This window comes from Psychrobacillus mangrovi (assembly GCF_037104765.1).
GTDB classification, from domain to species: domain Bacteria; phylum Bacillota; class Bacilli; order Bacillales_A; family Planococcaceae; genus Psychrobacillus; species Psychrobacillus mangrovi.
The window spans coordinates 286,071-302,091 of record NZ_JBAWSY010000003.1; the positions used below are offsets into that span (position 1 = coordinate 286,071).

A 16,021-nucleotide genomic window follows, 5' to 3' on the forward strand; every position below is an offset into this window, starting at 1 on the left:
AGGGGTTCTTTTCTCATGAAAGTATTATTGCAACGTTGCAAAAATGCATCTGTAACAGTCGATGGTGAAATTACGGGCTCCATTGGTCATGGTTATTTATTATTAGTTGGCATTACTTCAACAGATAGTGAAAAAGAAATAATCTCTTTAACCGACAAATTAGCTGGTTTGCGTTTATTTGAAGATGCAGAGGGTAAGATGAATCACTCAATTGTAGAAGCTGGTGGATCTATCCTTTCTGTTTCTCAATTTACGTTATATGCAGATACTCGAAAAGGAAGAAGACCAAGTTTCATTGACGCAGCTCGACCAGAAATAGCAAAGCCTCTTTGGGAGTTATTTAATGATAAGCTGCGGGAGAAGGGGTTTGTTGTAGAAACGGGTATTTTTGGTGCCAAGATGGACGTTACTTTTACTAATGATGGACCTGTAACGATAATGTTAGAAGCATAAATAGTTGTAGTGGTAAAAACAATATAGTTCAGACAGTAAACAACCTCAAATTATGAGTTGTATACTGTCTTATTTTTTTTATTCTGTTAAATATCTTTGTTGTTTTTCAAAGAAAAAATCGCAGCTGACAAACGTGTAGAACAAATGCTTATTTCAGCGTGTCAAAAATCAAATTATAGGACTGCTCAAAAGTTAAGAAAGAGCATAAAAAAAACCCTTCTTAGGGTTAAATTTGTATAGCATCATTTACTCGAATTCTTGAATCTGTGTATTAGGGCATCGTTTTCTTAACTCGGTTATGAACTCCTTCCTATCCTTTGGTACAATCTTTATACTTCCAAAGGTTGCTGATTTGTAAAATAATTCAAGGCCATTATCAGACGATGAAATTCGATAACCAGTAAATCTATCTGTTGTTGGAGAAACCTTTGTTATGTTTTGATATGGAATTTTACTTCTGAATGGTCCGCCTTTAATTAATAGATAATCTTCATAGAAAACATACTTAATTGAGATTACATACCACAACATAAAACCTACTGAAATAATAAAGATAGCAGACATAATAATTACAATTGATAATGATGTTTCTTCATAAATGAATTGGGGGAAAAGCAGTGATATAGCACCCATTATTAAAACTACTAAAAAAATGAATGTATTAAAAAAGATATCTACTTTTGAACGGAAAACCATTGATTAATCACACCTTTCTAATTTTATTTATACGATCACTTATCATAGTGGTTGCATTCTTAAATCAATTTTTCTAATTAAATTATATTTTATTTTGCAGAAAATTATAATGTTTTAAATTTATCTTTTCTAAAAAAGCAACAATGTTTACGAAAACAGTCTTGAAAATAAAAAAAGGAGCGATAAGTTACATAGTCACTTACCGCACCTCAAAATTACACCTTATAAATAATAGTATGTTTCATTTCACTATTTCTCTAATTGTGAATCGAAATATTTAATGATTCCATTGTAGATTCCGTGTGTTGCTTGTTCTCTATATTTTTCCGTTGTTACTTGGCGTTCTTCGTTTGCGTTACTCAAATAACCCAACTCTATTAAAATAGCATTTTGTTTATTTTCACGAAGAATTAAATAATTTCCTGGTTGTGTTCCACGGTCTTTCAGTGAAACCATATCGTTCAGTTCTTTATGAACATAGGTAGCTAATTCTTTTTGATAATCATACATATAGTAAGTGGTCAAGCCTCGTACAGAGTTATTTTCTATAGCATCGTAATGTAGACTGATAAAAGCATCAGCAGCATTTTGATGACTTATAGATACGCGTTTACGTAGATCTACGTAAACATCTGATTCTCTTGTCATGATGACATTTGCTCCAGCAGCTTTTAATTTAGTAGATAATAACTCGGCAGTTAATAGTGTAATATCTTTTTCATCCGTTCCAAGAGCCCCTGTAGTACCACGGTCGTTTCCTCCATGTCCAGCATCAATTACAAGAGTTAATCCATCTAGAGTTCCTTTTTTTCGACTTTCTTTTGGTTTTTCAGAAGTAATTGGATTAGTATCATTTGTTGAAACGACCCAACTAGCTACGAAAGCAGTCGTTTTATTTGCTAGCTCAATTTTATACCAATCATTTACTTTTTCAATTACAGTGAATGCCTCACCAGCATCTGCCCGAGCAACCACTTCACTACTAGTTGTACTTTCTGAACGTAAATTTGTTCCGTTATATAGAATTTTAATCGTTTCATTAGAAGTGGCAGATTTAACGGCTGATTTTGGCTGTTCGGTAAAATTACCATAAAAGCTATAAACCCATCCCTTTTTGCCATTTTTTAATTTAATTTGAACCCAATTATGATTTTTCTCAAGAATTTCAAATGCTTGGTTTTTTTCAACTTGTCCTATTTGCTTTGAGGATAGATCTGGCTTAGCTCGCACATTTAATATATCAACTGATACGACAAACATATCACCTTGGGTAGTAATTTCTGGTTCACGTTCTTCTTTAGTTTGTTCTACTATTGAAACATATTCACTATGTACCCAGCCTTTTTGATCATTAAAAGCTATTTCAATCCATTCACCTTCTGACTTTAAGGCGATAAACTGATCCCCTTCTTGTAGCTGACCAATAACTGCAGACGATAAAGATGCTTCTTTTCGTACATTTAGTTTATTTGCTTTTGAAACAATTTGTTTATTTGTAAATTCAATTGCTTTACTCTTTGTATACCAACTAGCAACCCAACCATTTTTATCACCGTAATTGATTTGCAGCCAATCATTTTCTTTACCAATAACTGTGAGCTTATCATTTTGCTCTACTGAACCGATAACATTGTATGTAAGACCAGGACCAGAACGAACTTTTAGTGATCCCACATCTACTGTCACATCGTTTTCTTGTGCATAAACATGAATTACAGGTATAACTAAAATAAAAGAAATAATGATAATTGTCATTTTCTGCATTAGTTTGTCGATCATTGTATCCCTCCCTATTCTTATTGTAAATATTCTGTCATAAAATTTCTACCTTTTGTTTAAAAAGGTTGACTTATTTCTTTTCTGTTATTAAGATAAGGTATAATTATATTCAAGTAATAAACCAAAGACCGAAAAAGTAGCTGTTTTATACGTATGACAAGAGAGGGGAAGACGTGGCTGAAATCTTTCCTACAGACGAACTCAGTGAACAACATTCGAGAGGTTTTTTGTCGAAAGAGATTCCTTTAGTAGGCAAAAACGGTGCTGGTCGTTATCCAGAAATGAGAGGGTCAATTACTTGGCCAACTAGGGTGGAACCGCGGAAGCTAATATTAGCTCTCGTCCCTTGCTATTAAGCAAGGGATGGGGGCTTTTTTTATTTGTCAAAGAAAGGGGCAATAGCCATGGATATTAAGGTGCCAAGAGGAACACAAGACATTTTGCCAAGTGAAACAGGCAAATGGCAAATAGTAGAGGACTTAATCAGAGAAACGTGTCGTCTATATCAATATAAAGAAATTAGGACTCCTGTATTCGAACATACTGAATTGTTCACTAGAAGTGTGGGTGATACAACTGATATTGTCCAAAAAGAAATGTATACATTCCAAGATCGAGGAAACAGATCGTTAACATTAAGACCAGAGGGTACTGCTTCTGCAGTTAGGGCATTTGTCGAGCACAAAATGTTTGGATATCCTGATCAACCAGTGAAGCTATTCTATATGGGGCCGATGTTCCGATATGAAAGACAACAAGCAGGTAGATATCGTCAGTTTGTTCAATTTGGAATTGAAGCGATTGGAAGTGCTGATCCTGCAATCGATGCAGAAGTAATTTCATTGGCGCTGTCTGTTTATCAAAAAGCAGGATTAAAAAAATTAAAACTTATTATTAATTCACTTGGGGATACAGAAAGTCGGATTGCTCATAAAGAAGCATTAGTCAATCACTTTGAACCACATATTGAAGAGTTTTGCTCAGATTGTCAAAATCGACTTCAAAAAAATCCACTTCGAATATTAGATTGCAAAGTGGATCGTAACAATCCTTTAATGGCCACCGCTCCATCTTTAGCTGATTTTTTAAATGAAGAATCTGCTGCTTATTTTGAAAAAGTAAAGGAATATTTAACTGCACTCAATATTGAGTTTGAAGTAGATCCAAATTTAGTTCGTGGTTTAGATTACTACAACCACACAGCATTTGAAATAATGAGTGCTGCTGAAGGATTCGGGGCTATTACTACGCTTGCTGGTGGTGGAAGATATAACGGACTAGTAGAAGAACTAGGTGGACCAGCATCCCCGGGAATTGGATTTGCTATGAGTATTGAACGATTATTACTTGCTATTGCGGCTGAGAATAAGGAATGGACAGAACAATCAACTTTAGATGTATATGTAATTAGTATGGGAGAAGTTGCAAAGAAAAAAGCAGTCGAGCTTACTTATGAATTACGTCAAAATAATATTACTTCCGAGATGGATTATTTAGATCGTAAAATTAAAACACAAATGAAATCTGCTGATCGTCTCAAAGCCAAATATGTCCTTGTAATTGGTGAAGATGAAATTGAAAAAGAAAGTGCCATGCTTAAAAACTTATCAAATGGCGAGCAACAGCTTGTTCCATGGGATCAATTAGTAGAGCAACTGAAAAATAGTATTTTAGCTTGAGTGGAGGAAGAAAAAATGAAAAGAACACATACTAGTGGTGAATTAAATGAACAACATATCGGAGAATCTGTCCAGTTAATCGGATGGGTACAAAAAAGAAGAGACTTAGGTGGATTAATATTTGTTGATGTTAGAGATCGTTCCGGGCTAGTACAAGTTGTATTCAATCCTGAATTTTCACAAACTGCTATTGATGTAGCGGACAAACTTCGCAATGAATACATTATTGAAGTTCACGGTACAGTAGTCGAACGTGCTGAAAATCAAATTAATCCTAATATACCTTCTGGATCTATTGAAGTTCACGCAACAGAAGTAATAATAATAAACGAAGCAAAAACTCCACCATTTGCAATAGAAAATCAAACGGATGCTGGGGAAGATATCCGCTTGAAGTATCGCTATTTGGATTTAAGAAGACCTGTAATGTATGACACATTTAAAATGCGTTCAGATATAACAAAAACGGTAAGACGTTTCTTAGATGAAGAAGGATTTTTAGAAGTAGAAACACCGATTCTTACAAAATCAACCCCTGAAGGAGCTCGTGATTACTTAGTTCCTAGTCGTGTACACGCAGGAGAATTTTATGCTTTACCTCAATCACCACAATTATTTAAACAAATGTTAATGGTATCTGGCTTCGAAAAGTACTATCAAATAGCTAGATGTTTCCGCGATGAAGATTTACGTGCGGACCGCCAACCAGAATTCACACAAATTGATATGGAAATGAGTTTCTTATCGATGGATGATATTTTGGAAATGAATGAACGCATGATGAAAAAAATCATGAAAGATGTTAAAGGCATCGATGTAACAATTCCTTTTAATCGTATGAACTACGATGAAGCAATGGACCGTTTTGGGTCTGATAAACCAGATGTACGTTTTGGTTTAGAATTAGTAGACCTATCTGAAGTTGTGAAAGATAGTGCATTTAAAGTATTTGCATCCGCAGTTGAGAATGGTGGGCAAGTTAAAGCAATCAACGTTAAAGGAGCAGCGGATAACTATTCAAGAAAAGATATTGATGCCCTAGGTGAGTTTGCAGCAGTTTATGGTGCAAAAGGTCTTGCTTGGTTAAAAGTGGACCAAGAAGGTTTGAAAGGACCTATCGCTAAGTTCTTTGAAGGGGACGCTGCAACAAGCTTAATCGAAATATTAGAAGCTTCTTCCGGAGACTTGTTATTATTTGTAGCTGATAAAAAATCAGTAGTTGCTGATGCACTTGGAGCACTTCGTTTAAAATTAGGGAAAGATCTTCAACTTATTGATGAAAGCAGATTTGAATTTTTATGGGTAGTGAATTGGCCATTATTTGAATACGATGAAAAAGAAGGACGATACTATGCTGCACATCATCCTTTCACAAGACCATTTGACGAAGACCTTACTTTAATGGATTCAGATCCTAGTAAAGTACGTGCACAAGCATATGACTTAGTGTTAAACGGATATGAGCTTGGTGGTGGGTCATTACGTATTTATTCTAGAGACGTTCAAGAGAAAATGTTTGAAATTCTAGGATTCTCCGATGAAGAAGCGAAAGCACAATTTGGTTTCTTAATGGAAGCATTTGAATACGGAACACCGCCACATGGTGGGGTTGCTTTTGGTTTAGATCGTTTAGTTATGTTGCTATCTGGTAGTACAAATCTACGTGACACTATAGCATTCCCTAAAACAGCAAGCGCAAGTTGCTTGTTAACACAGGCACCTAGTTCTGTAGCTTCAGCCCAACTTGAGGAATTAAGCCTAAATGTGATTGTTCAGAATAGTGAAAAAATATCACGCTAAAATAATTGAAGTTTAAAAAATGATGTGCTATTATACAAGTAATACGAATCCTGATGTGTTCGCAACGTGCTAATCAGTTTTGACCGAACAACTATATCGTCGGGAGTCTAACTTTTATTATAAATGACATGCCCTTTATCGGGACGCCAGGATTAATAAAGAGGACACCCACCTGCTAACTGCGGGTTCAAAACGATACGCTTTATTTGTCGGCACGATTGGGATTCGTCCTAAGTTACTTATAACCCCTCTAGCAAGATTTGCTGGAGGGTTTTTCATGGCTATAACTGTATTCAGTAAGGATTCAAACTCCTACTGAATAAAAATATACCTGTGTGACAGATTTTTTAGTGAGTTTACCTGACAAGTGAGTATAAAATCTGGACGCAAATGAGACAAGTTGAATATGATTCTTAACTAATTTGATATTAATGGAGTGTTATAGTATGTTACATCAATTTTCTAGAAATGAACTTGCAATAGGAGAAGAAGGAATCGAATTATTAAAAAATACAACAGTTGCCATATTAGGTGTTGGTGGAGTAGGGTCATTTGCAGCTGAAGCATGTGCTAGAAGCGGGGTTGGCCGTATAATATTAGTAGATAAGGACAATGTGGATATTACCAATATCAATCGACAATTAGTAGCTTATATGTCTACGATTGGACGTTCTAAATCAGAAGTTATGAAAGAAAGAATTGCTGATATTAATCCTGAATGTGAAGTTATTGATATGCATATGTTTTATACAGAAGAAACATATGAACAGTTTTTTGATTTAGGCATCGATTATGTAATTGATGCATCAGATACGATTATTTATAAAATACATTTAATGAAAGAATGCTTAAAACGGGATATTAAAATAATTTCAAGTATGGGAGCTGCAAACAAAACGGACCCAACTCGATTTAAAATTGCGGATATTTCGAAAACTCATACAGATCCTATCGCAAAAATCATTAGAACTAAACTACGTAAAGAGGACCGAATTACAAAAGGAATACCTGTCGTATTTTCAGATGAAAGCCCAATAATTGTTCGAGAAGATGTAGTTGGAACCGTTGGTAAACCAGAAGCAACGATTCGAAAAGCGAAAATGCCACCATCTTCTAATGCTTTTGTACCATCCTCTGTAGGTTTAATTTGTGCTAGTTGGGTCATTAATGATATAACAAAGGATATTCATATAAATCGAGTGCAATAATTTGTTGAAAGTTTTTCCTTTTAGCCTATACTAGAATTAAAGTAAATAATAAGTGGACAAATGAGGAGGGAAAATATACATGACAGAGTTAAATAATCAAGATGCTCCTAAAAAGAAAATGACACTACAAGAAGCAGTGAAACAAAAACTTGAAGAAAAGAAAAACCAAGCTTCCGGCGGTAAATCATTAGGAAGTGGTCCAGCATCCAACCAAAAAATGAAGAGCCAGCAAACTAAAAAGGTAAGTAATACTAGACGGAAGATGGGTGTTTAACAGGATAACAATTTAGATTGGTTATCTATATCGGTCTGCTATTAGCTTTGCGCAGGAGCACCACCAAGTAAGTGAGTAATACTAGAAGAAAAATGTGTCTATAAGCTACGAACTTTAAGAAAAGGTGCTGTCCAAGAAGTCCCTAAAATAAAGCAGAAGGAGAAAAACGACTCATTTTTCTCCTTCTGCTTTTGTGTTTCCATCTAATAATGTTGATTGCATCGCCCACATCCTGTGGCCCTCGACGCCTTCATGACCAACATCGTGTTTGCCCGAGAAGGCTCAGCGCTCGCCCGCGGAAAGCATCCGACTGGAATGGAAATCTATCACACTTTTTAATAGAACTACGAAGAAAGAGGCTGCCCTTAAAAGTCATTTTTTTGACTTTTAGGGCAGCCCCTTTTACTTTTCACTTTTCTGTTTTAAACTTTTCTAATCGATTATAGATAGCGGAAAGTCGTTTTTCTTCTCCCGCTTCTATTGGGTTATAAAATTTGCTTCCTATAAGGTTATTAGGTAAGTAGGTTTGATTGACCCAACCTCCGAATGTACCAATTTTATGATCATGGGGATAGATATACCCTCCATGTCCAAGGTCTTTTGCTCCCGAGTAATGTGTATCTTTTAAATGATTAGGAATGTCTCCTGTTTTACCTTGATGAATACTTGCTATTGCAGTATCTAAAGCTGAATATGCTGAATTAGATTTTTCGGATAGACACATTAAGACTACAGCGTTCGCTAATGGGATGCGTGCTTCTGGAAGACCCAATCTTTCCGCAGACTGTATCGCTGCTAACACTTGTGGACCAATGGAAGGATTGGCAAGACCTATATCCTCATAGCTCATAACGAGTAATCTTCTTGAAACAGCCACCAAGTCCCCATTTTCAAGTAAATGTGCTAAGTAGTATAGTGCAGCATCTGTGTCACTTCCACGTACCGACTTTTGCAAAGCAGATAAGAGGTTATAAAAGTGAGAGCCTTTTTTATCTCCAAAAACGCCTACCCTATCAACAAGGCTATCCAATATTGAATCTTCAACTTTTGTTACGCCATCTTCTTCAAAGCTAGCAAATATGGTTGATTCTAATAAGGTTAATGCTTTTCTTGCATCACCATTTGCTGCATCCGCAATTTTTTTTCTTTGTTCGATACTCATATCAATTGCTATGTTTCCAAGACCTTTCACGGGATCTTCTAATGCTCTTTCAAGAAGCAAATCCACGTCCTCCGATGTGAGTCGTTTGAGTTGTTTGATTTCTCCACAACGGGATCGTATTGCTGGGTTTACATCGTGAAATGGATTTTCTGTAGTAGCACCTATCAATACAATAGAGCCATTTTCAACGTGAGGTAATAATGTATCTTGTTGAAGTTTATTAAAACGATGAATTTCATCTAAAAATAAAATGACCTTTCCAGTTAGTCTCGCATCTGCTACGACTTCCTCCACATCTTTTTTGCCAGCTTTTGTTGCATTTAATGCTACAAATGGGAGTTTAGTTGTACCTGCAATAGCAAATGCTAGTGATGTCTTTCCAACTCCAGGGTCTCCATATAAAAGCATAGAAGGAACATGACCATTTATGATCATTTTATATAATGCTGTATCTTTGCCGATAACATGTTGTTGTCCAGCTATTTCGTCTATCGTTTGGGGTCTCATTCTATATGCTAAAGGTTCATTATTCAAAAATGATCTCTCCTTATTCAAACATCTGTTCTTTAATTATATCGAAGTTCAGTATAAAAGTCATTTAGAAGTCGTTAAATGGTGTATTTATGCTATACTAGGGAAAGAATTTTTCAAATTCTTGGCGACGAGTATGCCGAGACTAATTAGACATTTAATGGGGTGGAATATATTGAAGTTTTCAACAAAAGGACGTTATGGTTTAACCATAATGATAGCGTTAGGTAAACAGTACGGAGAGGGGCCATTGGCACTTCGTCAAATTGCATCGGATCACAGTTTATCGGAGGCGTATCTGGAGCAAATAGTTTCTCCACTTCGAAATGCTGGACTAGTTAAAAGTGTCAGAGGAGCTTATGGTGGATATATGCTATCTAAAGCCCCTAACGAAATTACTGCAGGTGATGTTATTAGGGTACTAGAGGGTCCAATTCAAATTGTAGAAGGTATCGAAGAGGAAGAACCCCCACAACGAGAGCTTTGGATGCGTATTCGAGACGCAGTAAAAAATGTATTGGAAACGGCTACAATCGAGGATTTAGCAAAGCATACAGAAGATGATCCAGATAATAATGATGGATATATGTTTTATATTTAAGGAGTAGTTAGAAATGACTAGAATTTATTTAGATCATGCTGCTACAACACCAATGGCAGAAGAAGTGATCAATACCTTTACAGACGAAATGAATAAAGAATTCGGTAATGCTTCGAGCATTCACCAAACAGGTAGAAGTGCACGGAAGAAATTAGACGAATCAAGAACCATGTTAGCTTCAAGTATTGGAGCAAATGAAAACGAAATTACGATAACTAGTGGTGGAACAGAGGCTGATAATTATGCTATTTTTGGGACTGCCTACGCACGTGTCCAAGAAGGAAAGCATATTATTACGACACAAATTGAACATCACGCAGTTCTTCATGCATGTAACCAATTAGAACGTGAAGGATTTGAAGTTACCTATTTACCTGTAAATAAAGAAGGAATTATTGAGGTAAATGACTTGAAAAATTCACTTCGAGACGATACTATATTAGTTTCTGTTATGTATGGAAACAATGAGGTAGGCTCTATTCAACCAATTAGTGAAATTGGACAACTGTTAAAAGATCATCCAGCTTATTTCCATACAGATGCAGTTCAAGCTTACGGTAGTATATCAATCAATGTGCACGAGCTGAATATCGATTTACTTAGCGTTTCTAGTCATAAGATCAACGGTCCAAAAGGAATAGGTTTTTTATATCAACATAAAGGAATATACTTAAAACCATTATTTTATGGTGGACAACAAGAAAGAAAGAAACGTGCTGGTACAGAAAATGTTCCTGCAGTTGTTGGATTTGCGAAAGCTGTGGAATTAAAGCAACAACACTTAGAGGAAAATATAATCGAATTGAAAAGTCTAAAAAACGTTTTTGTCCAACAATTGAAAGACAATGGTGTAGATTTTACTATAAATGGACCGAAAAATAATGTGCTTCCACATGTATTAAATGTTAGTTTTCCAAAAACAGATGTTGAAACATTTTTAGTTCAACTTGATTTAGCGGGAATTGATGCCTCTAGCGGTTCAGCTTGCACTGCAGGTTCCATAGATCCATCTCATGTTTTAGTGGCGATGTTCGGTGAGAAATCTCCGGAGCTTCGAAATTCTGTACGCTTTAGTTTTGGAATTAATAACACAGAACCTCAAGTCATTGAAGCAGCAAATAAAATAAGTAAAATTATTCTTAAATCTTAACGAATAATTCGAAATGAGTGTGTAAAAGTGAAAAAAATAGAAGATACACGTGTAGTAGTTGGAATGTCTGGTGGCGTGGATTCATCCGTTGCAGCATATTTGTTAAAGGAACAGGGATATGATGTAATCGGGATTTTTATGAAAAATTGGGATGACACCGATGAATTTGGCGTATGTACAGCTACGGAAGACTATGATGATGTGATTAAAGTGTGTAACCAAATCGGTATTCCGTATTATGCTGTAAATTTTGAGAAGCAATATTGGGATAAAGTTTTTACGTATTTCCTTGAGGAGTATAAAGCGGGGAGAACACCAAATCCTGATGTTATGTGTAACAAAGAAATTAAATTCAAAGCGTTTTTAGAGCATGCACTTGCACTAGGAGCAGATTATTTAGCTACTGGTCATTATGCCCAAGTAGAAGTAAGTGATGGTCAAACACATATGCTACGTGGAAAAGATGCTAACAAAGACCAAACATATTTCTTAAATCAATTAAACCAAGAACAATTAGAAAAAGTCATGTTTCCAATTGGACATTTGGAAAAGAAACGAGTGCGCGAAATTGCACTTGAACAAGGACTAGCTACAGCATCTAAAAAAGACTCCACAGGTATTTGTTTTATTGGTGAACGTAACTTTAAAGAGTTTTTAGGTCAGTATTTACCTGCCCAACAAGGCGTAATGGAAACAATGGATGGAATACCTATGGGTAAACATGATGGTTTAATGTATTATACAATTGGCCAACGTCATGGTTTAGGTATTGGTGGCTCAGGTGATCCATGGTTTGTTATCGGAAAGGATCTAGAAAGAAATGTATTATTAGTTGGTCAAAATATCAATAATGATGCACTATTTTCTACAAGTCTAATAGCAACCGATTTATCTTTTACCACTACTCTAGAAAAGCCAAAAAGTTTCGATTGCACTGCTAAATTTAGATATCGACAAGAAGATATTGGAGTTCACGTAGAATTACTTCCAAATGATGAAGTTTTGGTTACTTTTGATAAGCCTGTACGTGCCATAACACCAGGACAAGCAGTTGTTTTCTATCAAGGAGACGAATGCTTAGGTGGAGCAACGATTGATAAAGTGTTCAAAGATGGTATGCAATTGGATTACGTCGGCTAATTGGGAGGGATTTATAATGAATTTTAATGAATTGGGTATACAAGCCATTCAAGAGGAAAATTATGAAAAAGCAGCAGAGTTATTTACAAAGGCAATTGAAGAAAATCCAGATGAAGTAATAGGCTATATAAATTTTGGAAATCTATTAGCATCTATGAATGAAAACGAACGAGCAGAAAGATTTTTTCAAAAAGCTATTACTTTAGATGAGCATGCTGCAACAGCATATTATAGTTTAGCTAATCTATATTTTGAAGTTGACAGATTTGAAGAGGCAGCAAAGTTATATGAAAAAGCTATTTCTAATGAAATCGAAGGTCCAGATGCCTATTTTATGTTAGGAAAAAGCTTCGAAAAAATAGGTCAAACAAAATTATCTCTTCCATACTTTCAAAGGGCATATGAAATAGAACCACACGATTTACAAATAAAACTATCTTATGCCATTGCTCTTGCAAGCTTTGAGATGTTTGTAGAGGCTGAACCAATTTTAAAAGAGATTTTAGAAGTATATCCAGAAAATGCAGATGCACATTATAATCTAGGAGTGCTTTATGCAGTGTCTACCACAAATACAGAAGCTGCACTTCACCATTTGAAAGAAGCTTATACCATTCAACCAAGTTATGATCAAGCACGTTATGTGTATGATATGATTTCTCTACGCAATTAACTATAATCGGAGGCGGTAGTATGACCATGGAAATAAATAATGAAAAACAATTTATTACTGGTCGTCCTATCGTTTCTATTTTTCATAATCCCCAAAACTTGTTTTCCATCATCAAACTAAAAATCAAATCTACGAACACTACATACAAAGAAAAAGAAATAATTGTTACTGGTTATTTTCCTCCATTAGTTTTAGAAGAAGCCTATAAATTTACAGGGTTTATAAAAAATCACCCTAAATATGGCGTTCAATTTCAAATAGAAACTTTTCAAAAAGAAGTACCTGCAACAGAACAAGGGATTGTCCATTATTTATCTAGTGACATGTTTCCCGGTATTGGTAGAAAAACTGCTGAACAAATAGTGAAAATACTTGGTCAAAATGCTATTAATAGAATTTTAGATGATCCAACTGCACTAGATGTTATTCCAAAACTAGGTGAAGATAAAAAACAGACTTTGAGAGCTGTTTTGGAACAAAACTTAGGGTTAGAAAAAGTAATGATTCAACTCAATGAATGGGGTTTCGGTCCACAAGTTGCGATGAAAATTTATCAGGCATATCGAGAAGAAACAATTAATGTATTAACCAAAAATCCATACCGTTTAATAGAAGAAGTTGAGGGAGTAGGATTTGTTCGAGCGGATGAGCTAGGATATAAACTGGGCATTCAAGGTAATCACCCGGATCGTATTAAAGCTGCCATTTTTCACCTATTACAGACTGCTTCTTTAAGTGAGGGTCACGTTTTTTTATATGCTGAACAATTACTGGAATCTGTCAAAAGTTTATTGGAGAGCGCGCAGAGAGAGGAAATCACTTATGAAGCAATCACAAAGTGTTGTATTGAACTCTCCGAAGAAAATAGAATTGTAGGAGAAGTAAATAGATTTTATATTCCATCTCTCTATTTTTCTGAGGTAGGCATTAGTTCTAAAATTGAAACATTACTAAACGAAAATGATTCACATCAAAAGTTTCCACTTGCTGAAATGAAAAAGCATCTTGGTAGTATAGAAGAGAGTCTTGGAGTTCAATATGCTAAAACACAAGTTCAAGCGATTGAAACTGCGCTTAATTCGAGCATGACACTCCTTACAGGTGGTCCTGGAACAGGGAAAACAACAGTTGTTAGAGGTATCGTTGAGCTTTATGCTGAGCTACATGGACTCTCTCTTGACCCAAAAGAATGGGCAAAAGATAAAAAGCCTTTTCCAGTTGTTCTAGCTGCGCCAACTGGTCGTGCAGCAAAACGTTTAAGTGAATCAACTGAACTCCCTGCTATGACCATTCATAGATTATTAGGCTTTAATGGTCAGGAAGATGCAGAATCAGAAGGAAAAGAAATAGAAGGTAAGTTAATTATAATTGATGAAACATCTATGCTTGACACATGGCTTGGACATCAATTATTAAAAGCGATTCCAAAAGACGCTCAAGTTATCTTTGTAGGTGACCAAGACCAATTGCCACCTGTTGGTCCAGGTCAAGTCTTAAAAGATTTATTAGCTTCCGAAAGAATTCCTACAGTTGAATTAAAAGATATTTATCGTCAATCAGAAGGATCTTCTATTATTGAACTTGCGCATGAAATGAAAAAAGGCTTAGTCCCTCAAACTTTATTAGATAAAACAAAGGATCGTTCCTTCATTAAAGCATCGACAGAGCAAATTCCAAAAGTAGTGGAACAAGTATTAAAAAGTGCCCTTACGAAAGGGCAAACAATACGTGACATTCAAGTATTAGCGCCTATGTATAGAGGTCCCGCAGGAATAGATGCCTTAAACAAAATGATTCAAGAAATGGTGAATCCAAATACGGATGGTCAGAGAAAAGAAATGGTATTTGGAGAAACGATTTATCGTATAGGAGATAAGGTTCTTCAGCTAGTTAACCAGCCAGAAAGTAATGTATTTAATGGTGATATGGGTGAGGTAGTAAGTATATTTAAAGCTGCTGAAACGGTTGAAAAAAAAGAAATGCTTGTCATTTCATTTGATGGAAATGAAGTAACGTATGAAAAAAATGATTTAAATCAAATTACACTAGCTTACTGTTGTTCTGTTCATAAATCTCAAGGCAGTGAATTTCAAACAGTTATTATGCCAGTAACGAGAAGTTATATGAAAATGCTTAGAAGAAACCTATTATACACTGGTATAACAAGAGCAAAAAACTTTTTAATACTATGTGGAGACCCAGAGGTTTTTAAGTTTGGCGTACAGCGAAAAGATGACCTTCAACGATTGACAACATTAAAGGATCGTTTAACTGTAGGTGAGGAAAAAATAGATGCAAGTGAAGAACCTATTGATGAGGCAATCAAGAAAGTTCAAACTGATTCTACCTACTTGTCGGCGGACAATTATCACCTCGTTGATCCATTGATTGGAATGAATGGTGTCACTCCTTATCAATTTATGGAAAGTGATAATTGACATTAGCGGGATAGTTTTTTATAATCAAATGCATAAGCAAATCGATGAAAGAGAAAGTACTCTTGTTACCTGTAAAGAGAAAGATTCCTGGGCTGAAAGAATCTTCAGAAACTAACAAGTAGGAAAGCTACTCTAGAGTGCAGTCAAAACCTGCCGTATAGCCGCGTTAAGGTTACTTGAGAGACACAAAAATTATTTTGTGTAACTAGGGTGGTACCGCGAAATTATAGCTTTCGTCCCTTTTTTAGGGATGAAGGCTTTTTTTATTTTATTCAGAGTTAAGTGAGTGCAAAAAATGGAACCATTCTATTTTGATTTTCAACTATACTGAATAAAAATAATGCCCCCGGCGATTTACTTCAGATTTAATTAGAGATATTTATCAAGAATGTATAAAAAATCTGAAAAAAATTACGCCATGTAGTTTTCGATTATAA

At 35.4% G+C, this 16,021-nt stretch carries 13 protein-coding genes, 1 other RNA gene and 2 other annotated features; of the genes, 11 read left to right on the forward strand and 3 right to left on the reverse strand.

What is annotated here, in order from left to right:
- Nucleotides 1-15 precede the first annotated feature (15 nt).
- A complete protein-coding gene (gene dtd / locus WAX74_RS07300) occupies nucleotides 16-453 on the forward strand; it encodes a D-aminoacyl-tRNA deacylase (protein WP_336496996.1) in 438 nt (145 codons plus the stop codon).
- A 246-nt stretch (nucleotides 454-699) separates the two neighbouring features.
- On the opposite strand, the gene WAX74_RS07305 is transcribed toward dtd, so the two are convergent.
- Entirely contained in the window at nucleotides 700-1,149 is a 450-nt protein-coding gene (locus tag WAX74_RS07305; RefSeq protein WP_336496997.1) for a PH domain-containing protein, read from the reverse strand.
- A gap of 249 nt (nucleotides 1,150-1,398) precedes the next feature.
- A complete protein-coding gene (locus tag WAX74_RS07310; protein ID WP_336496998.1) occupies nucleotides 1,399-2,928 on the reverse strand; it encodes an SH3 domain-containing protein in 1,530 nt (509 codons plus the stop codon).
- Nucleotides 2,929-3,043: 115 nt separating this feature from the next.
- Nucleotides 3,044-3,278, forward strand: a binding site (T-box leader).
- A gap of 54 nt (nucleotides 3,279-3,332) precedes the next feature.
- Here WAX74_RS07310 and hisS point away from each other — a divergent pair.
- The 5 genes from hisS to WAX74_RS07335 all read left to right on the forward strand — a co-directional run bounded on the left by hisS (nucleotide 3,333) and on the right by WAX74_RS07335 (nucleotide 7,889).
- Complete coding sequence (gene hisS / locus WAX74_RS07315) at nucleotides 3,333-4,607, forward strand: histidine--tRNA ligase (RefSeq protein WP_336497080.1); 1,275 nt, start codon at nucleotides 3,333-3,335, stop codon at nucleotides 4,605-4,607.
- A gap of 15 nt (nucleotides 4,608-4,622) precedes the next feature.
- On the forward strand, nucleotides 4,623-6,407 hold the full coding sequence (gene aspS / locus WAX74_RS07320; protein ID WP_336496999.1) for an aspartate--tRNA ligase: 1,785 nt from the start codon (nucleotides 4,623-4,625) through the stop codon (nucleotides 6,405-6,407).
- A 44-nt stretch (nucleotides 6,408-6,451) separates the two neighbouring features.
- A non-coding RNA gene (gene ssrS, locus WAX74_RS07325) (6S RNA) lies at nucleotides 6,452-6,636 on the forward strand.
- A 217-nt stretch (nucleotides 6,637-6,853) separates the two neighbouring features.
- Nucleotides 6,854-7,615 (forward strand): tRNA threonylcarbamoyladenosine dehydratase, encoded by a 762-nt coding sequence (locus WAX74_RS07330; protein WP_336497000.1) that lies wholly within the window; start codon nucleotides 6,854-6,856, stop codon nucleotides 7,613-7,615.
- A 79-nt stretch (nucleotides 7,616-7,694) separates the two neighbouring features.
- Nucleotides 7,695-7,889 carry a hypothetical protein gene (locus WAX74_RS07335; protein WP_336497001.1) on the forward strand — a complete coding sequence of 65 codons (195 nt, stop codon included), beginning with the start codon at nucleotides 7,695-7,697 and terminating at the stop codon, nucleotides 7,887-7,889.
- Between the two features lie 409 nt (nucleotides 7,890-8,298).
- Here WAX74_RS07335 and WAX74_RS07340 read toward each other — a convergent pair whose 3' ends face one another.
- Nucleotides 8,299-9,585 (reverse strand): replication-associated recombination protein A, encoded by a 1,287-nt coding sequence (locus WAX74_RS07340; RefSeq protein ID WP_336497002.1) that lies wholly within the window; start codon nucleotides 9,583-9,585, stop codon nucleotides 8,299-8,301.
- Nucleotides 9,586-9,757: 172 nt separating this feature from the next.
- Here WAX74_RS07340 and cymR point away from each other — a divergent pair, with 172 nt between their 5' ends.
- The 5 genes from cymR to recD2 are packed head-to-tail and all read left to right on the forward strand — an operon-like array spanning nucleotide 9,758 to nucleotide 15,584.
- Nucleotides 9,758-10,183, forward strand: coding sequence for a cysteine metabolism transcriptional regulator CymR (gene cymR, locus WAX74_RS07345; RefSeq protein ID WP_336497081.1), 426 nt, complete (start codon nucleotides 9,758-9,760; stop codon nucleotides 10,181-10,183).
- Between the two features lie 13 nt (nucleotides 10,184-10,196).
- Nucleotides 10,197-11,333 carry a cysteine desulfurase family protein gene (locus WAX74_RS07350; RefSeq protein ID WP_336497003.1) on the forward strand — a complete coding sequence of 379 codons (1,137 nt, stop codon included), beginning with the start codon at nucleotides 10,197-10,199 and terminating at the stop codon, nucleotides 11,331-11,333.
- Nucleotides 11,334-11,360: 27 nt separating this feature from the next.
- Nucleotides 11,361-12,473 (forward strand): tRNA 2-thiouridine(34) synthase MnmA, encoded by a 1,113-nt coding sequence (gene mnmA, locus WAX74_RS07355; protein WP_336497004.1) that lies wholly within the window; start codon nucleotides 11,361-11,363, stop codon nucleotides 12,471-12,473.
- 16 nt (nucleotides 12,474-12,489) lie between these two features.
- Nucleotides 12,490-13,146, forward strand: coding sequence for a tetratricopeptide repeat protein (locus WAX74_RS07360; protein WP_336497005.1), 657 nt, complete (start codon nucleotides 12,490-12,492; stop codon nucleotides 13,144-13,146).
- A gap of 20 nt (nucleotides 13,147-13,166) precedes the next feature.
- Nucleotides 13,167-15,584 carry an SF1B family DNA helicase RecD2 gene (gene recD2, locus WAX74_RS07365; RefSeq protein ID WP_336497006.1) on the forward strand — a complete coding sequence of 806 codons (2,418 nt, stop codon included), beginning with the start codon at nucleotides 13,167-13,169 and terminating at the stop codon, nucleotides 15,582-15,584.
- 35 nt (nucleotides 15,585-15,619) lie between these two features.
- Nucleotides 15,620-15,828, forward strand: a binding site (T-box leader).
- The last annotated feature ends 193 nt before the right edge of the window (nucleotides 15,829-16,021 follow it).